Origin of the sequence: Chitinimonas prasina, assembly GCF_030160395.1 — a bacterium.
In the GTDB taxonomy this organism is placed as follows: domain Bacteria; phylum Pseudomonadota; class Gammaproteobacteria; order Burkholderiales; family Chitinimonadaceae; genus Chitinimonas; species Chitinimonas prasina.
Window position 1 is genome coordinate 518,653 of record NZ_BSOG01000001.1, and the last position, 20,799, is coordinate 539,451.

Sequence of the window (20,799 nt, forward strand, 5' to 3'; positions counted from 1 at the left end):
CACGATGCGACTGATACTGTTAGGTGCCCCCGGCGCTGGTAAGGGCACTCAAGCCAACTTCATCAAGGAAAAATTCGGCATTCCGCAGATTTCGACCGGCGACATGCTGCGTGCTGCCGTCAAGGCCGGCACCCCGCTGGGTCTGGAAGCCAAGGCCATCATGGATGCTGGCGGCCTGGTCCGCGACGACATCATCATCGGTCTGGTGAAGGAACGTATCGCCCAGCCCGATTGCGCCAACGGCTTCCTGTTCGACGGTTTCCCCCGCACCATCCCCCAGGCCGATGCCATGAAGGCCGCCGGCGTGGATATCGACTACGTGGTCGAGATCGATGTACCCGATAGCGAGATCCTCGAGCGCATTACCGGCCGCCGCGTGCACCCGGGCTCCGGCCGCGTCTACCACGTCAAGTTCGCCCCGCCCAAGGCGGCCGACCAGGATGACGAAACCGGCGAAGCGCTGGTACAGCGCGACGACGACAAGGAAGAAGTGGTGAAGAAGCGCCTGGCGGTCTACCACGAGCAGACCGAAGTGCTGGTGAGCTACTACGGCGAACTGGCCCGCTCGGGCGACGCCAAGGCACCCAAGTACGTCAAGGTGGCCGGTGTCGGCGCCGTTGATGCCATCCGCGACAATGTGTTCAAGTCGCTGGGCGTGTAAAGCCCGGTAGACAGACCACACATCGAACAGGCGGGCTATCCCGCCTGTTTTGTTTTCCAGCCCCATGCTGACACAACTCAACCACCTTACCCTGGCCGTCAGCGATCTGGATCGCGCCTTCCGCTTCTATGTCGATCTGCTGGGCGCCAAGCCACATGCCCGCTGGGATCAAGGCGCCTACCTGAGCATAGGATCGCTGTGGCTATGCCTGTCGCGGGATCAGGCACCACCCAGCGCCAGCTACACCCATTACGCCTTCGCCGTTGCTGACTACGCGCAAGCTGTCCAGACCCTGCGCCAGGCCGGCGTGGCGGAATGGAAAGTGAACCTAAGCGAGGGTGCCTCGCTCTACTTTCTCGACCCCGACGGGCACAAACTGGAAATCCACGATGGCGACATGGCCAGCAGGCTGGCAAGCTGTCGCACCCACCCCTATGCCGGCATGGTGTTCTTCGACTAAGGCAAAACGATGTATCACGGTGAACGTTTCAACAGCATCACCCACCTGACCGGCTCTGCCCTGGCGATTGCCGGCACGGCAGTGCTGATCACGCTGGCCTCGCTGCAGGGCGATGCCTGGAAAATCGTCAGCTCCGCCATCTATGGCAGCATGCTGATCGTGCTCTACCTGGGCTCCACGCTCTACCACAGTATCAAGGGACCCAAGGCCAAGGCCGTGCTGCAGAAGATAGACCACTGCGCCATCTACCTGCTGATAGCCGGCACCTACACGCCCTTCACCCTGGTCACCCTGCGCGGCCCCTGGGGCTGGACCCTGTTTGGCCTGAGTTGGGGCCTGGCCATATTCGGCATCGTGCAGGAGCTGACATTGGGGCGCCGCACCCGCATCCTGTCCATGATCCTCTATGTAGTCATGGGCTGGCTGATCGTCATCGGCATCAAGCCTCTGATCGCCAACCTGCCCACCGCCGGCCTGGCCTGGCTGGCTGGCGGCGGCCTGATCTACAGCGCCGGTATCTACTTTTTCCTCAACGATGAGCGGGTACCGCACTATCACGGCATCTGGCATCTGTTTGTACTGGGCGGCAGCCTCTGCCAGTACGTCAGCATCCTGTTTTATGTGAACTAGCGCCTCGCCGCCGCCATGGCATAGCGGCAAACGGCCGTCAGCCCAAGCGGCGGGACAGGCTGATTCCGACTACAATGCGGCCGTTCCCGTCATGGTCTGGAGCCACTATGCGCCGCCTGTTGCTTGCCGCCCTGCTAAGCCTTGCCCCCCTTGCTGCTACAGCAGCCGAGAGCGGCATAGAACTGACAGCCCAGATCAAGGCCCCGCTGGCCGATGTCTGGCAGGCCTGGACGACCAACGAAGGCATTAGCGGCTTCTTTGCCCCGGAAGCGCGGGTGGAAGCGAGGCCAGGCGGCCCCTTCGAGATATACATGAACCCCTATGCCGCGGCGGGCCTGAAAGGCGCCGACGACATGCGGGTACTGGCCGTAGAGCCGCAAAAGCTGCTGTCCTTTACCTGGAACGCCCCGCCGCACCTGCCCCAGGCCCGGCAACAGCGCACTGTGGTGATACTGCGCTTTGCCGCCGAGGCGGACGGCACCCGCCTGAGCCTGAGCCACCTGGGCTGGGGCAGCGACGGCGAATGGCCCAAGGCCCGTGCCTATTTCGAAAAGGCCTGGCCCAATGTGCTGGCCAACCTGCAAAAACGCTTCGAGACCGGCAAACCCCATGACTGGACCGAATGGCGCGCCCAGTTGCAGCGCTATCAGGCCGCCGAGGCTGCCAAACAGGCCGAGGCCGGCAAGACCCAACCCTAACGCTGCTGCCCGGGCATCGGCCACCAGACCACGCGATAGCGTGGCACGCTGGGCGGACATGTCGGGCGGTGCATCGCATCCCGGGGCTATCACTGCCCCCGCAACCTCTCTTCGGAGTTTTCTGCATGACCGTGAAGAACGCTTTCTATGCCCAGTCGGGCGGTGTCACCGCCGTGATCAACGCCTCCGCCGCTGGCGTCATCGAGACCGCCCGCCTGCATGGCGACAGGATAGGCAAGGTTTACGCCGGCCGTAACGGCATCATAGGCGCACTCACCGAAGACCTGATCGATACCTCGCTGGAAAGCGCCGAGGATATCGCCCGCCTCAAGCACACCCCTTCAGGCGCCTTCGGCTCCTGCCGCTACAAGCTCAAGAGCCTGGAAACCCATCGCGAGCAATACGAACGCCTGATCGAAGTATTCAAAGCCCACGATATCGGTTACTTCTTCTATAACGGCGGCGGCGACTCGGCCGATACCTGCTACAAGGTGGCGCAGCTGTCCGAGAAGATGGGCTACCCCATCCAGGCCATCCATGTGCCCAAGACCGTGGACAATGACCTGCCTATCACCGACTGCTGCCCCGGCTTTGGCTCTGTCGCCAAGTATGTGGCCACCAGCATCCGCGAGGCCGGCTACGACGTCGCCTCCATGGCCAAGACCTCCACCAAGGTCTTCATCCTGGAAGTCATGGGCCGCCACGCAGGCTGGATCACTGCCGCCTGCGGCCTGGCCAGCGAAGCAGCCGGCGAAGGTCCCCACATCCTGCTGTTCCCCGAGGTGGAGTTCGACGAGGCGGCCTTCCTCGCCAAGGTCAAGGCCACGGTCGAGCAGTACGACCACTGCGTCATCGGTGTCTCCGAGGGTATCAAGAACCAGCAGGGCCAGTTCCTGTCCGAAACCGGCCTGAAAGACGCTTTCGGCCACGCTCAACTGGGTGGCGTCGCCCCCACCATCGCCCAGTTGGTCAAGGACAAGCTCGGCTACAAGTATCACTGGGCGGTAGCCGATTACCTGCAGCGCGCCGCCCGCCACATCGCCAGCAAGACCGACGTGGAACAGGCCTACGCCCTGGGCAAAGCCGCCGTCGAAATGGCACTGGCCGGCAAGAATTCGGTCATGCCGGCCATCCGTCGGCTGAGCGACGCACCCTACCAGTGGGATATCGCCGAGGCACCGCTGTCCCAGGTCGCCAATGTGGAGAAGTTCATGCCGCGCGACTTCATCACCGAAGACGGCTTCCATATCACCGAGGCTTGCCGACGCTACCTGTCGCCGCTGATCGCCGGCGAGGACTACCCCCCCTTCCGCAACGGCCTGCCTGACTACGTCCGCCTGAAAAACCTGGCGGTGGCACGCAAGCTGGCGGAATTCAAACTCTGAAACAGACTCTAAGCCAAGCACAGGTACAGGCACATGTAATAGTTCCATGTGCCTGGATGCGCCCTTGCTGGATGTCTACAATCAGACCATGAAAACTGCCTTGCCACCCCTGATGACCGACGAGTTGCCACTGCGCATCGAGCCCGCCGAGCTGGCCGATGCCGATCAGTTGCGGCTCACTACGCCAAGGGAAATCCAGCGTCTGCTGCTGCAGCTGTGCGAGCACCATGAACTGGTCAGCCTGTATGTGGACGACACCGACCAGTTCGGCCTGTCCATGGCCTTGGCTATCGATCAGGGCAGGCTGATCCTGGACCTGCCCCACGGTCACTTCAAGGATCAGATACTGGCCGTGAAGCAACTGTATTGCACCTCGGCCCTCAGCCACGTCAAGGTCCAGTTCACCGCCCGCACCCCCAGGCTGGTGGAGTGGCAAGGCAAGCCGGCACTGGCGGTCACCCAGCCCACCGAGGCCCTGCGCCTGCAGCGGCGCGACTTCTACCGGCTGATCGTACCGCTGGCCCAGCCACTCTCCTGCTATGTCCCCCTGGGGCATGGCGAGGACTTCGAGATCTCGCTGGCCGATATCAGCGTAGGGGGTATAGGCATCATTGGCTACGTGCCCGGCCTGCGCATGGATGCCGGCCGCCAGTACCACGGAATACGCATAGAGCTGCCCGATACCGGCACCGTCATGGCCGATGTGGAAATGCGCTCCAGCTTTGATATCACCCTCAAGAACGGCATACACACCATACGCACCGGCGCCCAGTTCATCCATCTGTCCAGCGCCAACCAGACCCTGATACAGCGCTACATCACCAAGGTCGAGCGCGAGCGCATCGCCAAGTCCCAGCGCCTGGACTGAACTCCGCCACGTCGCATGGCGCGCCGCACGCACGACCGGCGCAAAAAAAGGCCGCTCCAGGAGCGGCCTTTACTTGTTGTTACCAGTACACCTTAGCCTGCCAGTGCCTCGCTCAGCTGGCTGCGCTTGTCGGCCAGCTGCTTGGGCAGCTTGTCGGCCAGCTTGGCAAACCACTCGGCATGGGCTGCCACCTCGGCCCGCCAGGCCTCGATGTCCACCTGCATCAGGGCATCAAACTGAGCCGTGGTCATGTCGTCAAGGCCAGTCCAGTCCAGGTCGGCATACGAGGGCATCCAGCCCAGCACAGTCTCGCGTGCCTGAGCCTTGCCTTGCACCCGGCCGACGATCCACTCCAGCACCCGCATGTTCTCGCCAAACCCCGGCCACAGGAACTTGCCATCCTCGCCCACGCGGAACCAGTTGACGCAGAAGATGCCGGGCGCGTGCGCCAGCCTGTCGCCCATCTTCAGCCAGTGGTCGAAGTAATCGCCCATGTGATAGCCGCAGAAGGGCAGCATGGCAAACGGGTCGCGCCGCGTCTGGCCCTGGGCGCCCATGGCGGCTGCCGTCGTCTCGGAACCCATGGTCGCCGCCATGTAGACACCCTCGCTCCAGCCAGCGGCTTCGGACACCAGTGGCACCGTGGAAGAACGACGGCCGCCAAAGATAAAGGCCGAAATGGGCACGCCATTGGCATCATCCCAAGCTGCGTCCAGCGAAGGACACTGGCTGGCCGCCACGGTAAAGCGGGCATTGGGATGGGCAGCCTTGCGACCGGTTTCCCGGCCGATTTCCGGCGTCCAGTCCTTGCCCTGCCAATCGATCAGGTGGGCTGGCGCCTCCTTGCTCATACCTTCCCACCACACGTCGCCATCATCGGTCAGTGCCACATTGGTGAAGATCACATTCTGCTTGAGCATGGCCATGGCGTTGGGGTTGGACTTCTCCGACGTCCCCGGCGCCACGCCGAAGTAGCCATTCTCGGGGTTGATGGCATACAGCCGGCCATCGCTGCCGGGCTTGATCCAGGCGATATCATCGCCCACGGTCGTTACCTTCCAGCCCTGGTAGGCCTTAGGCGGAATCAGCATGGCAAAGTTGGTCTTGCCACAGGCACTGGGGAAGGCCGCTGCCACATAGGATTTTTCGCCAGCAGGGCTTTCCACGCCCAGTATCAGCATGTGCTCAGCCAGCCAGCCCTGGTCACGGCCCATGGTGGAGGCAATACGCAGGGCAAAGCACTTCTTGCCCAGCAGGGCATTGCCGCCATAGCCCGAACCATAAGACCAGATCTCGCGGGTCTCGGGGAAGTGCACGATGTACTTGGTGTCTTTGTTGCAAGGCCAGGCCACATCCGCCTGACCAGCAGCCAGGGGTGCACCCACGGTATGCACGCACGGCACAAAGGCACCATCCTTGCCCAGCACGTCGTAAACCGCACGCCCCATGCGGGTCATCACACGCATGGAGGCCACCACATAGGGTGAATCGGTCAGCTCAATGCCGATGTGGGCAATATGCGAGCCCAATGGGCCCATGCTGAACGGAATCACATACAGGGTGCGGCCACGCATGCAGCCGTCGAACAGGCCATCCAGCGTCTGCCGCATCTGGGCAGGCGCCATCCAGTTATTGTTAGGGCCGGCATCAGTCTCTTGCTCGGCACAGACAAAGGTACGGTCTTCCACCCGCGCCACGTCAGAAGGATCCGAGAACGCAGCATAGGAGTTCGCCCGCTTCTCCGGGTTCAGCTTCACCAGCGTGCCAGCCGCCACCATCTGCGCCAGCAAGGCTTCGTTCTCGGCATCGGAACCATCAACCCAGTGGATGCGATCGGGCTTGGTCAGTGCGGCAACCTTGGACACCCATTCAAGCAGGGCGGCGTGCTGTATGTAGTCGGGGGGGGTGAACTGCATAGGGTGACCTCGGGTATGGAATCTTGCATGCCTGTAACAAAAGTCAGGCAAAAGCGAAAAATCGGCCCGTAATTGTCGCAAATTCAGCGCCATTAGTCGCCAGAAAAGTAGTTACACGGTATCTGACTACATTTTCAGATCGACGCTTACCGCACCACCTTGATCCAGGCGCCTCAAGCCAGAGAGCGACGCCAACCAAGCGATTGCTCGGTTGAAACTACACTACATTTATCTTATTTAGCCGGTCATGCATCTGTGGCTGAAATGAAAAACCCCCGGCAAGCCGGGGGTCGAAGGTATTGCAACAGCAGGGGCGCTTAGAAGAACTTGTAGGTAGCGCTCAGGCTCAGATAACGACCATAGGGATTGTGGAAGCCAGGGTTGTAACCGAGCGTGGTGTTGTCAGGATCATAAGGCGCATCGCGATCGAAGACATTACGCAGGGTACCGCCTATGGTCAGGTTCTTCACGCCTGTGTAGGTCATGCCCAGGTCAAACGTAGTCCAGGAGTGAACCTTGCAATCCGGAAACATTGCCTGATACGCCGCAATACCACCACAACCGGTCGAACCGTCGCCGTAGTACCAGCCATCGGTATAGTTGATACGGCCGTTGACCGAGTACGGACCCTTGGACCAGGTCGTAGCCAGCGTGCTCTTGAGGCGTGGCAGCTCACCTGCCGGTCCGTACGCACCCGCATATTCCACATACTCATCACCAGCAAACTGGGCCTGCTTGTAGCTGATCAGGTAGCTAGCATTGAAGTTACTGCTCAGGCGGCCAAACTCACCCAGATTGTTGCGCAGGTTCAAATCCAGATCGACACCCTTGACGCGGGATTCACCCAGGTTGAAGAACTTACGTACGGTGCTGATGATAGGACCGGTGTTCGGGATGATGTTGCCATTGGTATCACGTAACCAAGTATCCGGATTCTGGTTACGCGAAATCTGGTCGGCGTAGCGCGACTCACCACCCTCATGGAGTTGGTCCATGATGTACTGCGAGCTCAGACGGTCAATCTCATCCTTACGACGAATCTGGTAGATATCGACCGTGCCGTTGAAATTCGCCGATGGCGCAAAAACCAGGCCAAAGGTGAAGCTCTTGGACTTCTCGGGTTCCAGATCAGGATTGGCAGCTATACGCGAGGAAATGCTGCGGCCGGTAGTGCACTCACCGGTATCGCGCGATGCGGGATCGATGGTGTTGCCAGGCACGTTCGGGAACTTGGAGGTACCGCAACGCAGCGGGTCGATGATGGTATTGAAGGATTGCACGCTAGACTTGGAGATCTGGGTCAGGCCAGGCGCACGGAAACCTTCAGCATACGAACCACGGACGGCCAGGGCACCATTTGGGGTCCATTTCAGGCCAAGCTTGGGCGTGGTGGACGAGCCATAGTCGCTGTAGCGGTCATAACGCACGGCGGCTTCTGCCTCCAGCGTCTTCAGCAGTGGCAGATTGAACTCACCAAACAGCGAACGCACGTTACGGCTACCATCTGCAGCGGACGACCCCAGGCCAATGAATTCCGCATTCGCCAAGCGGGCATCCGGCGTCACCTTGATGGATTCGCGGCGGGCTTCAAGACCGACAGCCACACCTATCGGACCACCAGGCAGGCTACCAAATTCGGTGCTGCCCTTCAGGTCGCCGATGCTGACTTCGGTCTCACCAGTGTAGAGCTGATCAGGGCTGATCTTGGCAATTGTGGCCGCACTGTTATTGCCAAATGGGCGGTAGCTCAAGTCATTGATTGCGCTCTGCAGCTCGTTTGCCAGCAACAGACCACGAGTGACGGCGTTACGCTCGGCCTTGCTGTACATCGCACCTGCATTCCAGTCCCATCCAAAGTGCGAGCCATCCAGGCCCAGCACAACACGGGTCGATTCATTCGTCACCGATTCTGACGATGGGATATCGGCAAAACGGTAGCGAACCGCAACCTGGCGGGTATTGTCCTTCGTGTACTGTTGTGGGTAGTCGGGGTTATTGTAAGGGTTGTCCGGGTGATTGGCGGGCAGCACAAAGGTAAACGACTTGCGCTGACCATCCGTGGTAAACCAAGTGCTGCCGGTCTGCGCTACACTGCGTGGGTTGGAGCGGTATTCGGCCTCGACCCTGTTGTAGCCGATCTCGGCAAACGCATTCAGGTCTTCCCCCAAGGAGAATGATGCGCGGGAAAAGAGCGCACCGGTATCGGACTCAGAAACGGCATCCAGACTCTTGTAGAAGTCCCAGCGGCAGGTTGTACCGACCTTCATCGAGGTCGGGCAGCGGTTATCCGCCACACCTAGCACAGTAAACGCACCACTACCTTGGGTACGCTCGATATAGTAGTTCCCAGGGTAGGCCAGCGACGATGCCGACGGATTCAGACGGGAATCCAGTTCGTAATAGGTATCCTTCTTAATCGCATGCGCCTTGCTCAGCGGGGTAGCTTCGCGATGGCGGTATTCGGCCGACACCATCACATTGAAGCGGTTGCTGACAGGGTCGCCGAAACCTACGGTGAAGTTGCCCGATTGATTGCCAAAACCACCATTGAGCGAGCCGCCGCCCGACAAGGAAGCCTGTGCACCTTGGTAGTCCTTGCGCAGGATGAAGTTGATCACGCCGGCAATGGCATCAGAACCATAAACAGCCGAAGCACCATCCTTCAGCACTTCCACGCGCTCAATGGCTGACAGGGGTATGTTGTTCAGGTTGTAGAGGCTCGATTGTCCGGTATTCGGGTCTGCATAGGCAGCAGGCGCCATGCGACGACCGTTCACCAGCACCAACGTAGAAGACGAGCCCAGGCCACGCAGGGAAGATGTAGCCACACCCGAAGCAAAGCCAGAACCCGAATCCAAATCATCCAGGCCGCCGGAGCTGATGGCCGGCACCAGCTTCAACAGTTCTGAAGTGGTAGTCACACCAGTTTTACGGATTTCTTCGCGGCCAATAACCTGTATGGGAGACGCCGATTCGGTCGAAGTACGCTTGATGTTGGAGCCCGTCACCTGGATCTTTTCGACCTTGACCGGTGCCTCTTCAGCAAGGGCAAACTGGCTTGCGCCGCCAGCGATACCGACAAGTAGCAGCGCGCGTGTAATCTGATTCAGCTTCATAACTTGTATTTCTCCCAATGGAACCACTGCTAGTGGTCGTCAACCCTCAGCAGCGAACACACAAAAAAGCCAAGCGACTTCGCCCAGCAAGCAGCGACGTCAATCTCCCTGATGACCCATAGTACCCTCAGCCCTCCTGGCTTTTGCAGCATTTTCGTTACACATTTCACAGTTTGTAGCGACCACGCAACGAATTTCAGAAAAATCTAATATCAGTGCCAAGTACCCTGACAAGCCTAGACAACTGAAGAGCGGGCAATATCACCTACTGCCCTCGGAGCTCGAGTCTGCGGTGCCCGCAAAAGCGAAAGCCCCGGTCACAAACCGGGGCTTTTTCGTTACACGTGCAACTCAACTGCCTATGTACTTCTTCAGGAACGCTTCGACAGCGGGATAGAACAGCTTGACGTTCTCCATCTTGAAAAAGCCATGTCCCTCGTCATCTATCACCAACCACTCATAAGCCTTGCCGTGGGCCTTCAACGCATCTCGCATACGCTCAGCGTGCACCAGTGGCACGCGTCGATCCAGCGCACCATGTGCAATGAACACAGGCGCCTTGAACTTGTCTGCATTCTGCAGTGGCGAAGTCATCTTCAACTGCGCTTGATCAGTCTTTGGGTCACCCACAAAAGCGGCCATGGCACCATGCTTCACATAATTGCTACGCGCATAGTCAGACCACTGCACGTCAAACTTCATCTCAATGTCAGACACACCCACGATGTCGACACCACACTTGTAAAGGTCGGGGTCCTTCACCAATCCCATCAAGGTCGCGTAGCCGCCATAACTGCCACCGTAGATACAGATGCGGTTCTTATCGACCACACCGCTGTTTACCAACCAGTTCACGCCATCGGTAATGTCGTCCTGCATGGCCAACCCCCACTGCTTCCAGCCGCTACGCAGATGCTTCCAGCCATAACCGCCTGAGCCCCGATAGTTGGGCTGCAACACGGCATAGCCACGAGAGGCCAGAAACTGCACCTCCGGATTCCAGCCCCAGGAGTCCCGCACACCGAACGGGCCGCCATGAATATTTACTACCAAGGGCAGCATCTTCTCGGCTTTACCCTTAGGCAGAGTCAAGTAGGCGGGGATCGTCATGCCATCCCGCGCTTTATACTGCACCGGCCGCATAGGCGAGGTTTTGTCAGCATCCAGCCAGGGAGCAGCCTGGGCCACCTCCTCCATCTTGAGTGTCTTGGTATCGAGCAAATAGTAGCTACCCTGATCCACATCGCTTGTCGAATAGATGGCAATCCGTCCATCCAGATCACCAGCGAGATAGTTGATCCTGCCCTTTAGCGTTGCATCCACTTGCTCACTGAGCTTGGCCCAAGCCCGGTCAAACCAGTAGATCTCTGGCTTTTCCGCATCCAGCGCCAGACCAATTACCTTGCCCGAAGCAGCGTGTATCAAGTCTGCATTGCCACCACCGACGTCGACCAGATCATGGGCCAGCAACTTTTCGCCTAGAACCTGAGTCTCCATGTCCAGCGTATGCAAGGCAAACTTACTATCTACGCCACGAACAGCCACAAAGGCTGTTTTGTCATCACTGTCCAGCCCCAACACATCCCACTCCCCCTCCTGACCCTCCTCAAACTCCTTTATCAACTTCCAACCCTGCTCCCTGGAGGACCGGTGGTAAATCTTGGTCATGGTCAACGTGCGCTTATCGTCCACCAGATAAGCCAAACGTGCTTCTCCTTTGCTATCCGGCAGGAAGCTAACAATCACGCCAGGAGTAGCAGGATTGTCGAACGTTTTCAGGGTACTCTTCTCCGTCTTGGAGTTGACCACGTAGAGGTCAAGCGCCTTGCTACTACGGTCATTATTGACCATCAGCACATTATCCGAGCCATCGCTCAGCACGCCTACCAAGCTATGGCCCGACTTGAATCGCCGCAGCTCAGTGCCATCCTTGTTCACTGCCACCACGCCCCCCCAGTTCTGCGGCTCGCCGGAGCCAGCAAGGGCGTCTCCCTGGGTAAAAATCAGGCGGTCATTGTTGACCCAAAAAAAACGTGCGACATCTATCTCCTTGAGATTAGTCAGCACCTTGATCGCCTTTCCCTCCAGATCGATCACCGCCAGATTGCGCCTGTCGTTAACCGGCACCAGCACCGCCATGCTCTTGCCATCCGGTGACAATTGCATCTGCATGAAGCTAGGCCGAGCAAATAGCTTCTCGATGGCGCTCCAAGGCTTCACTGCAACCTCTGCCTTGCTATCTGCTGCGGCATTCACTGCAACAGGCGCGACACACAATGCACCCACCAACAGCGCCGGAAAGATTTGCTTCATTACCTTGTCCTCTATTCTCACAAGACCAACATCTGAAATTTACTCCGCGCCGCGAGCCAATAATCAGTCTTATTGGCCGCTGACTCAGGCGCTCTATTCACGCAGAGTACGCCGTAAACGCCCCTTGCCTGAACCATAAAAAAACGCCGCGCAATGCGCGGCGACTGATGCGGAAAAGTATAGCACCGGCACGGTCGCTCGCCATGCCCTCAGCTAGACACAGGTGCAGGCAACACCAAGCCAGCTCACTTGCTAAGCGATACTGCATAACCGGCGCATACCTGCCCTTTTGACTGAAAACAGAACCCATCCACCCGCTTCACCCGGACGTGCGCGCCGAACCCTTACCAGAAAAATGCTGCATGTTGTTGCGAATAAAGTACAGGTGTCATTGTAGGTCCACAGATGCGTTGCCAATGGCGAGGCCCACACCATGACCCAGCGCAAGCACCGGGGCACCCGTCACGTCTATCGACTATGAAAAACCCGAGGAAACCATGACCCGCGACCAGCACAACTGCACAACCGGCTTTCTGACAGCGCTTAACAACCATGCCCCACCTTAGAACAGCGCATCTGCGATTTCACCTCACAATCGTCGCTCCCCACTTCATCATCATGCCGGACACTTACATCTTATAAATGTTTCATTTATGACACACCACTCATCAGCATGGCGAAAGACACACCCCCTCCCGCCAATGCAATGATAGATTCGAGGGTTTTCGGCTAAACAACGAGCGCCAATTCAGCGCCTCGGGATATAGACGCCGCATGCCCCTGGAGAGAAGTTACCACCTATGAAGTTCAGCAAACTGACAATTGCAATGGCCAGCATCGGCCTTTGCGTAGCCGCCACCGCAGCCGAAGAAGCCGCACCACCAAAAGTCGAACGGATCGAAGTCACCGGCTCCAACATCCGCCGCGCAGCGATTGAAGGCCCCTCGCCCGTCCAAACCATCCGCAAGGAAGAGATCGAGGCGTCGGGTGCCTCGACCGTGGTCGAACTGATGAGCCTCCTGCCCAGCGTGACCGGCTTCTTCTCCGGCAGCTCGTCCAACTCATTCGCACAAGGCGCTGCTGCCGCATCGCTGCGCGGCCTGGGTGAGAAGAACGTGCTGGTACTGCTGAACGGTCGCCGCCTAGTCAATTACGGCTACGCCTCCGGTATTGATTCGAGCTTCGTCGACCTTAACGCCATCCCGCTGGCCGCCATCGAGCAGGTAGAAGTCCTGCGTGACGGCGCCTCGGCAATCTATGGCTCGGATGCCGTAGCCGGTGTAATCAACTTCAAAACCAAGCGCAACTATCAAGGCCTTGAACTGAGCGGGCGTTATGGCCAGCACATTGATGGTGGCGGCCAAGAGCACTCGACCTCGATTTCTGCCGGCTTCGGTAACCTGACCAGTGACCGCTACAACGTGCTGGTAACCGCCGACCTGTTCCAACGCGAGCCCACCTTTAACCGCGATCACAAGTACACCAAGTCAAGTGATTTCCGCCCCTACGGCGGCACCGACACCCGTGTAACCACGGCCTTCCCCGGCACCTTTGAGTTTGTTAACTACGCCCTGAAGCGGCAAGGCATGGACGGTTGTCAGGGCTCTGTCGAGCGCGATACCCGCGGTGACTGGGCTTGCCGCACCGAGAACGCTGCCTTCACGCAATCGATTCCTCGCACCACCCGTACTGGCATGTCCAGCATCATCAGCTTCGCCTTGACGCCGGATACCACGCTGTTCAGCGAATTGGCATTCAACCGCAACGTTACTGACTACGAGAGCGGCTTTGCCAGCATAGGCTCGTTCACCAGCGGCAACACGACTGGCGCCAACCGCCAGGTCCGCTTTGGCAATGCAGCCTATCCCACCTCTCTTCCAGTTCGTTACATCGACGACGCAGGTGTAGAGCAAATCGACCGTGTCAACCCTGCAACAGATCTCAACCGCACCCCGCTGTATGTTTTCCGCTCGGTGTATGAAGCCGGCCAGGTTCGCGAAGAGACCACTTCTGATACTTCGCGCGCCGTGTTCGGCGTGAAGGGCAACCTGGGCGACTGGGATTACGAGACTTCGGTTGGCTACGGCAAGAACAAGGTCACCACCATCGAGAGCGGCAAACTCAAGACCGACGCCATCACCGACGCCTATGTCAATGGCGGCTACAACCCGTTCAAACTGTGGAATGATGCCGCCGACGTACAGAAGCTGCTGACCACCACCAACCGCACTGCTGAGTCCGAGCTGCTGAGCGCTGAACTCAAAGCCAGCAATAGCGAGCTGTTCAACCTGATGGATAGCCCGGTCGGTTTTGCCTGGGGCCTGCAAGCCTACAAGGATTCGATCAAAGACACCCCGGACGCGCAGACCATTGCCGGCAACATCGAGAATCAGGGCGCAACTGCAGTCCGCGGCGATCGTCGTGTGGTCTCGGTTTACGGTGAACTGGCGCTGAACCCCATCAAGCAACTGGAAATTCAGCTGGCCTTGCGCCACGACCGTTACAGCGACTTCGGCGGCACCACCAATCCCAAGTTCTCGTTCGCTTTCCGTCCGATGCAGGAAGTTCTTCTGCGGGGTACTGCCACTACCTCGTTCAAGGCACCGACACTGCCACAGCTGTACATGGCCGAATCGACCGCCTACCTGACGGTTGCCGACTGGGTCCGCTGCGGCCCGCTCGGCTACGGGCCAGGTGAGTGCCAATACTCCTCGCGCTTGAAGATTCAATCGAATCCCAACCTCAAGCCGGAAGAGTCGAAGAACTTCGCCTTTGGCGTCGTCCTGTCGCCCACCCGCAATCTGACCACCAGCCTCGATTGGTACCTGATCAAACAGAAGAACACCATCGAAACGCTCAATGCCCAGTACATTCTGGACAATGAGTACAACGCTGACGGCACCAAGAACCCGACGTATGCCAACCTGATTGAGCGTTCGCCGCGTAACCCGGCTCTGGAAGCCCAGTACCCCGGCCTGAAGGATGGTCGCCTGATCGGCCAGACCGTACCTTACCTAAACGTCGGCAAGCAGAACGTCAGTGGCTTGGACTGGGGTGTCAACTACTCCTTCCAGTTGCTGAATCTGGGCCGCCTGAGCATAGGCAACCAGTACAGCCGGCTGCTGAAGCTGGACAAGTCCGACATTCCGTCCGAGGCACCGCGCTCGCGCCTGAACGACAACTACAACCCGGGATGGCGTAACTCGCTGAACATTGAACTCGCTAGCGGCGCCTGGACCTACGACACCACGACACGTACCGTGGCAGGCACCTATGACATGGAAGACATCCTGAATCTGGATGCCAGCACCCCACGTCTGCCCAGCTACACCACTGTCGACCTGAACGTAGGTTACAAGGGCATCAAGAACACGGTGTTCAACTTCGGCATTTCAAACCTGTTCGATCGTGCACCTCGCTTCTCCACCGATGCCGATGAGTTCCAGGATTCGACTACGGGCCGCTTCGCCTACGCTTCGCTCCGCTATACCTTCAAGTAATAGCGGTCGTCGCAAAACTGAAACCCACGGTCACGCCGTGGGTTTTTTCATGCTTGCTGCGTCCGGCTTGAAGCGACACCGGACTGCCATACCCGGCAGCCCCCAGACATGGTCGTTCGCAACGCTCATGGCATGTTTAGCATCTACATGCAGCGGAGCACACCGGTGGCCAATCATCCGCAATTCCATATTGGCCAGCTTGCCAAAATGCCCACCAAAAACGCCACACCACAATCGTAGCGATTAACCAACACTAGCACAGCAATAAGGAGACAATATTTCTCCTGAACCACACCTGAATGGTAGCTTGCACGGGTTGCGAAATACGCACGAATGCCTATCTGGCAATTCAGGAAAACCCGCCTCGCACACCTTAGGGGAGTATCACCAGATGAAGTTCAACTGCCTTGCCATCGCCTTATCCAGCGTTGGCTTCTGCCTCGCCGCCCATGCGGCCGATCCCGCCGCTGCGGCACCCGAGCCCAAGGTCGAAAAGATCACCGTTACCGGCTCCAACATCAAGCGCATCTCGCGAGAAACCGCTTCGCCGGTAATGATCATTACCAATGAGCAGATGAAGCGTGGTGGTGCCACTACGCTGACTGAAGTGCTGCGCAACATTTCCGTCAACGTTGGTGGTATCGATGAGAACCGCACCAGCGGCTTTACCGCAGGCGCTTCCGGTCTCAACCTGCGTGGTCTGGGTAGCCAAGCCACCCTGATGCTGATCAATGGCCGCCGTCTTGCTGCCTACGCCCAACCTGAATTCCAGACCACTTTCGTTGACCTGAACACCTTGCCCATGGGTGCGGTTGATCGCATCGAAGTGCTGAAGGACGGCGCATCGGCTATTTATGGTTCGGAAGCCATGGCGGGTGTGGTTAACATCATTCTGAAGGAAAGCTATGAAGGCCTGGAAATTGGCGCTTCCTATGGTGAATCCGAAGTTGGCGACGGCGAGACTGCCCGAGCAACCGCCAGTTTTGGCTACGGCAACCTGACGGAACAGCACTTCAATGCTTTCGCCACCCTGGACATCCGCCAGCAAAAGCCTTCCTTCCTGAAGAACCGCGGCGGCTACATTGGGACGCAGGATTTGCGCGCCTATGGTTATGACGACCAGCGTAACCTGTATACCGCGCCAGGTAATATCTACTGGACCGACAAGGCCACTGGCAAGTTCAATGCCCGCCCAATTGACGGCAAAGCCTGTCCGGCCGATCAGCAGGTCGATGCCGCTGACTTCTTCGGCGCCAGCGGCATGCCTGGCGGCAAGGTCTGTGTATTCGATGACCTGAAGGATGCTGACTTCAACTCTGGTGGCAAAAGCGATCGCTTCTCGCTGACCTCGGTATTCAACTGGCAGCCGAATGCTGATACCAAGGTATGGGCCGAAGTCATGCGCACCCAGAACAAGGCACGCGTAACCGGCCAGTTGCACTGGGTTGCCATGCAACTGGGCCAGGAAATTGGTGCACTTCCCATTACCCACCCGCAATATCCACAAGAGCTGATCGGCCCTGATGGCAAGACTCTGGCTGGCGGCAACGGTAGCGTGCGCCTGCGTTCGCAGCTAAAGAACCTGCCGGCACAAGGCCAGGAGAACACCACTGACTTTGGTCGCTATCTGGTTGGCGCCAAGGGTGTACTGGGCACTTGGGACTGGGAAACTGCCGTCCTAACCAACTCAAGTGAAGTGGAATCGCGCGCCTCGGGCGGCCTGCTGAACTCCAAGTTCATCGAAGCCGTGCAGACCGGCAAGTTCCTGTTCGGTGATGTAGCCGGCAATGCTGCTCTCTATCCCAGCCTGGTCACAAACAGTGCCAGTCATTACAAGTCCTCCATGAGCTTGTGGGATGCAAAGGTCAGCGGCGCTCTGCTTGAGCTGCCAGCGGGTCCCTTGTCCATGGCAGTCGGTGTAGAAGCACGTCGCGAAAGCCTGGAGACCAATCCAGATCCAAACGCCGTGGCCGGCGAGCTTTACCATAGCGCCGAACTGCCGCCGCCCATGTCGAACAGCCGCAATATCCGCTCGATTTATAGCGAGTTGAATATTCCTATTCTGAGCAATCTGGAAGCACAGTTGGCAGCACGCCACGACCGTTACTCGGACTACGGCAATTCGACCACGCCCAAGCTGGGACTGAAGTGGACCCCCTGGTCGTCGCTGGTTCTGCGTAGCACCTATGCAGAAGGCTTCCGCGCTCCTACCCTGGTGGAAAACTCGACAGCTATCTCGAACGCCTTTATTTCCTTCCAGGATCCGGCACGCTGCAATGCCAGCTTCAAGGAAGGCTGTAATGCGCAAAGCCCCTACCAGAGTGGCTCCAACCCCAAGCTCGGACCAGAAAAGGGTGAGAGCTTCACCTACGGCTTTGTGTGGGAACCCAACCAGTCCTTCAATATGTCGGTCGACTTCTGGCGTATCAAGCGCAAGAACGAAATTTCGACGTACGACCTGACCACAGTACTGGCCAACGAAGCCTTGTTCGCCAATAACCCTGCTACGGTCATCGTGCGCGATCCGCTGACAGCAGCAGACGCGGCCAACGGCGCTACCAAGGGTGAAATCACTCTAGTGAAACTGCTGCTGACCAATGTCTCCGTGACCGACGTCAAGGGCGTGGACATGGATCTGCGCGGCCGCTTCAACCTGGGCGCCTACGGCAAGATCGAACCCTCGCTGAACCTGCAATATGTTCAGTCCTATCGCACTGCCCCCACGCCGAATGATCCAATGCTGCAGTACATCGGCACCTCGGGCCAGCCTCGTCTGCAAGGTAGCCTGGGCGTGGGCTGGAAGCAGGGTCCATGGTCGCTGTCTGCCGATGCACGCTATGTCGGCAAGATGGGCGCCGTTGGCTCGCCGAACGAAACCTGCCGCTTTATCGCGGAAGGATACGAGGAGCTTTGCCGCGATATCGCCAGCTTCACCACAGTGAACATCGGTGGCAGCTACAGAGGCTTCAAGAACGTGATACTGAGCGGTGCAGTGAAGAATGCCTTCGACCGCAAGCCACCGTTCTTCCCGTACACCAATGGCCGGAATTACTACGCCCCGTTGCATGATTCCATGGGTCGTTACTTCCAAGCCAGCGCGGTTTACACCTTCTACTAAGAGCAAGTCGTAACGATAGGCGCCGGAACTCTGTTTCGGCGCCATCTTTTATTCTGCCGCATGATTTTGATGCCCCTACACATCACGGCACCAGATTGGAGAAGCACGGTGAAACACCGAATCCTGCACAGCATTGCCCTGGGCCTGCTGCTAGCGACAGCCCCGTTGTCATTTGCAGCAGCCGAGCCCAAGCTCGTCCCCATCGAGGACTTTTTCACTCGCCCGCAATATGGCTCCCCCGTACTGTCACCCAATGGGGAAAAGCTGTCGGTGATTACCCCGGTTAACGGTCGTCTGGCTCTGGCAGTAATCGACCTGAAAACACGTGAAGCCAATGTCCTTGCCTCCAGCAAGCTATGGGATGCCGCCGGCGTACGCTGGATCAATAACAACCGGTTGATGTTCCACGTCCAGGATACCAAAGGCACCATGGAACAAGCCCGCGGCCAGGGCCCGTTCGCCATCAATGCTGACGGTAGCGGTTTCCGTAATCTTGCTGAAAAGATGTCTATTAGCGTGCTCGATGTCCCCCAGGATGGCAGCAACGACATACTGGTGACCAGTAGCAAGCGTAGTCCCGGTGCAGGGCAGGATGATTTTGGCAATAGCGACGTCTACCTGATGGACACGAGCAATGGCCGTACTCGTTTGCTGACCTTCAACAATCCAGGCAAGGTTGCTCAATGGGTGGTGGACAGCAAGAAGCAGGTGCGCGCCGCCGTATCTTTTTACGGTGACAAAGCAACCGGCAGGTTCAAATACAAAGTCAGCTATCGCGAGAACAACGATGCTGAATGGCGAACCATCACGGAATACCTGATGGACGATGAGGGTTATGCGCCTATCGCCTTCGATGCCGACGACAAGACCATGCTGGTCGTGGGCCGTAACAAGGAGGACACCGACGGTCTCTACACTTGGGACTTCGAAGCCGGAAAACCCAAGGAGCTACTGTTCCGCCACCCAGAAGCCGATTTTCAGCAGGGTATCATCCGTGACGCAGCCAGCCGTAAGATAGTAGGCATCAGCATCAATGCGCATAAGCCAGAGATCCATTATTTCAATGAGCAATGGGCCAAATGGCAGGCAGAGTTCGATGCCACCTTCCCTGGCAGCCTCAATACCATCCAAAAACGTGGCGAGCGCATGCTGGTCACCACTTCATCGGATATCGAACCGGGTCGTGCCTTCCTCTATGAGGCAGCAACCAGCACGCTGGAGCCATTGCTGTCCTACAAGCCAGAGATCAGCCCCGAGCAGATGTCACCGATGCAGACTGTCAAGTATGTCGCCCGTGATGGCCTGACCATTCCCGGCTACCTGACACTACCCAAGGACAAGGCCGCAAAGAACCTGCCTTTGGTTGCATTCATTCACGGTGGTCCGCACGCCCGCGATAGCTGGGGGTTCGATCCTTCTGTTCAGCACATGGCTTCGCGTGGTTACGCCGTGCTGCAACCCAACTTCCGTATGTCCACAGGACTGGGCTGGAAGCTGCACCGCGCGGGCTGGAAGCAATGGGGCCTATCCATGCAGGATGATATTACCGATGGTGTGAACTGGCTGGTCAAACAAGGCATAGTCGACCCCAAGCGCGTTTGCATCATGGGCGCCAGCTATGGTGGTTACGCCACGATGTATGGTTTGGTGAAAGACCCCGATCTCTATCAATGCGGCATCAACTATGTTGGTGTGACGGACATCAACATGCTCTTCAGCGTTGCCTGGTCTGATACTGCCGATAGTGCCTGGTCACGCTATCGTCAAAAGGACCTGCATGGCGATCCAGATAAAGATGTGGAGTACATGAAGAAATCTTCCGCCCTGGAGAATGCATCGCGTATCACCAAACCCGTCATGATGGCCTATGGCTCCGAAGACATCCGCGTGCCACTGGTTCATGGCGAGAAGATGCGGGACAAGCTGCGCAAGCAAGGCACGCCTGTCGAGTGGATAGTCTATGCTGGCGAAGGCCATGGTTGGACCAAACTGGAAAATCAGGTCGATTTTGCCAAGCAGGTTGAAAACTTCCTGGGTAAATATATCGGCGACAAGAAGTAAAAAGTCATCGTAGTCATCAACCCAAGCGAAACCGCCATTGCCCGGTTTTGCTTTGGGTGGTCGCACCAAAACA

Annotated in this window: 12 protein-coding genes; 9 read left to right on the forward strand and 3 right to left on the reverse strand. The window is 58.1% G+C overall.

Annotated elements, in window-relative coordinates:
• Window positions 1-4 precede the first annotated feature (4 nt).
• The 6 genes from adk (at window position 5) to QQK16_RS02615 (ending at window position 4,702) form a co-directional block, all read left to right on the forward strand.
• A complete protein-coding gene (gene adk / locus QQK16_RS02590; RefSeq protein WP_284194859.1) occupies window positions 5-661 on the forward strand; it encodes an adenylate kinase in 657 nt (218 codons plus the stop codon).
• Window positions 662-725: 64 nt separating this feature from the next.
• On the forward strand, window positions 726-1,121 hold the full coding sequence (gene fos, locus QQK16_RS02595) for a fosfomycin resistance glutathione transferase (RefSeq protein WP_284194860.1): 396 nt from the start codon (window positions 726-728) through the stop codon (window positions 1,119-1,121).
• 9 nt (window positions 1,122-1,130) lie between these two features.
• Window positions 1,131-1,751, forward strand: a complete 621-nt coding sequence (gene trhA / locus QQK16_RS02600) for a PAQR family membrane homeostasis protein TrhA (RefSeq protein ID WP_284194861.1) — start codon at window positions 1,131-1,133, stop codon at window positions 1,749-1,751.
• Between the two features lie 107 nt (window positions 1,752-1,858).
• On the forward strand, window positions 1,859-2,449 hold the full coding sequence (locus QQK16_RS02605) for an SRPBCC family protein (protein ID WP_284194862.1): 591 nt from the start codon (window positions 1,859-1,861) through the stop codon (window positions 2,447-2,449).
• A 125-nt stretch (window positions 2,450-2,574) separates the two neighbouring features.
• Complete coding sequence (locus tag QQK16_RS02610; protein WP_284194863.1) at window positions 2,575-3,834, forward strand: 6-phosphofructokinase; 1,260 nt, start codon at window positions 2,575-2,577, stop codon at window positions 3,832-3,834.
• Between the two features lie 46 nt (window positions 3,835-3,880).
• The gene (locus QQK16_RS02615) at window positions 3,881-4,702 is read left to right on the forward strand and encodes a flagellar brake protein (RefSeq protein ID WP_284194864.1); all 822 of its coding nucleotides are present in this window, start codon (window positions 3,881-3,883) and stop codon (window positions 4,700-4,702) included.
• A 92-nt stretch (window positions 4,703-4,794) separates the two neighbouring features.
• On the opposite strand, the gene QQK16_RS02620 is transcribed toward QQK16_RS02615, so the two are convergent.
• The 3 genes from QQK16_RS02620 to QQK16_RS02630 all read right to left on the reverse strand — a co-directional run bounded on the left by QQK16_RS02620 (window position 4,795) and on the right by QQK16_RS02630 (window position 12,047).
• Entirely contained in the window at window positions 4,795-6,618 is a 1,824-nt protein-coding gene (locus QQK16_RS02620; RefSeq protein WP_284194865.1) for a phosphoenolpyruvate carboxykinase (GTP), read from the reverse strand.
• A gap of 317 nt (window positions 6,619-6,935) precedes the next feature.
• On the reverse strand, window positions 6,936-9,734 hold the full coding sequence (locus QQK16_RS02625; RefSeq protein WP_284194866.1) for a TonB-dependent receptor plug domain-containing protein: 2,799 nt from the start codon (window positions 9,732-9,734) through the stop codon (window positions 6,936-6,938).
• Window positions 9,735-10,085: 351 nt separating this feature from the next.
• On the reverse strand, window positions 10,086-12,047 hold the full coding sequence (locus QQK16_RS02630) for a S9 family peptidase (protein ID WP_284194867.1): 1,962 nt from the start codon (window positions 12,045-12,047) through the stop codon (window positions 10,086-10,088).
• A gap of 800 nt (window positions 12,048-12,847) precedes the next feature.
• Here QQK16_RS02630 and QQK16_RS02635 point away from each other — a divergent pair.
• The 3 genes from QQK16_RS02635 (at window position 12,848) to QQK16_RS02645 (ending at window position 20,726) form a co-directional block, all read left to right on the forward strand.
• Window positions 12,848-15,547 carry a TonB-dependent receptor gene (locus tag QQK16_RS02635; RefSeq protein WP_284194868.1) on the forward strand — a complete coding sequence of 900 codons (2,700 nt, stop codon included), beginning with the start codon at window positions 12,848-12,850 and terminating at the stop codon, window positions 15,545-15,547.
• A gap of 391 nt (window positions 15,548-15,938) precedes the next feature.
• Window positions 15,939-18,665, forward strand: a complete 2,727-nt coding sequence (locus QQK16_RS02640; protein ID WP_284194869.1) for a TonB-dependent receptor — start codon at window positions 15,939-15,941, stop codon at window positions 18,663-18,665.
• 108 nt (window positions 18,666-18,773) lie between these two features.
• On the forward strand, window positions 18,774-20,726 hold the full coding sequence (locus QQK16_RS02645) for an alpha/beta hydrolase family protein (RefSeq protein ID WP_284194870.1): 1,953 nt from the start codon (window positions 18,774-18,776) through the stop codon (window positions 20,724-20,726).
• Window positions 20,727-20,799 lie beyond the last annotated feature (73 nt).

What these genes read in the sequence shown, in the direction of transcription:
- QQK16_RS02615 (WP_284194864.1), top strand. Translation starts at nt 3,881, where the DNA reads ATGTGCCTGGATGCGCCCTTGCTGGATGTCTACAATCAGACCATGAAA.
- QQK16_RS02640 (WP_284194869.1), top strand. Translation starts at nt 15,939, where the DNA reads ATGAAGTTCAACTGCCTTGCCATCGCCTTATCCAGCGTTGGCTTCTGC.
- QQK16_RS02635 (WP_284194868.1), top strand. Translation starts at nt 12,848, where the DNA reads ATGAAGTTCAGCAAACTGACAATTGCAATGGCCAGCATCGGCCTTTGC.
- QQK16_RS02630 (WP_284194867.1), bottom strand. Translation starts at nt 12,047, where the DNA reads ATGAAGCAAATCTTTCCGGCGCTGTTGGTGGGTGCATTGTGTGTCGCG.
- adk (WP_284194859.1), top strand. Translation starts at nt 5, where the DNA reads ATGCGACTGATACTGTTAGGTGCCCCCGGCGCTGGTAAGGGCACTCAA.
- QQK16_RS02620 (WP_284194865.1), bottom strand. Translation starts at nt 6,618, where the DNA reads ATGCAGTTCACCCCCCCCGACTACATACAGCACGCCGCCCTGCTTGAA.
- fos (WP_284194860.1), top strand. Translation starts at nt 726, where the DNA reads ATGCTGACACAACTCAACCACCTTACCCTGGCCGTCAGCGATCTGGAT.
- trhA (WP_284194861.1), top strand. Translation starts at nt 1,131, where the DNA reads ATGTATCACGGTGAACGTTTCAACAGCATCACCCACCTGACCGGCTCT.
- QQK16_RS02610 (WP_284194863.1), top strand. Translation starts at nt 2,575, where the DNA reads ATGACCGTGAAGAACGCTTTCTATGCCCAGTCGGGCGGTGTCACCGCC.
- QQK16_RS02605 (WP_284194862.1), top strand. Translation starts at nt 1,859, where the DNA reads ATGCGCCGCCTGTTGCTTGCCGCCCTGCTAAGCCTTGCCCCCCTTGCT.
- QQK16_RS02625 (WP_284194866.1), bottom strand. Translation starts at nt 9,734, where the DNA reads ATGAAGCTGAATCAGATTACACGCGCGCTGCTACTTGTCGGTATCGCT.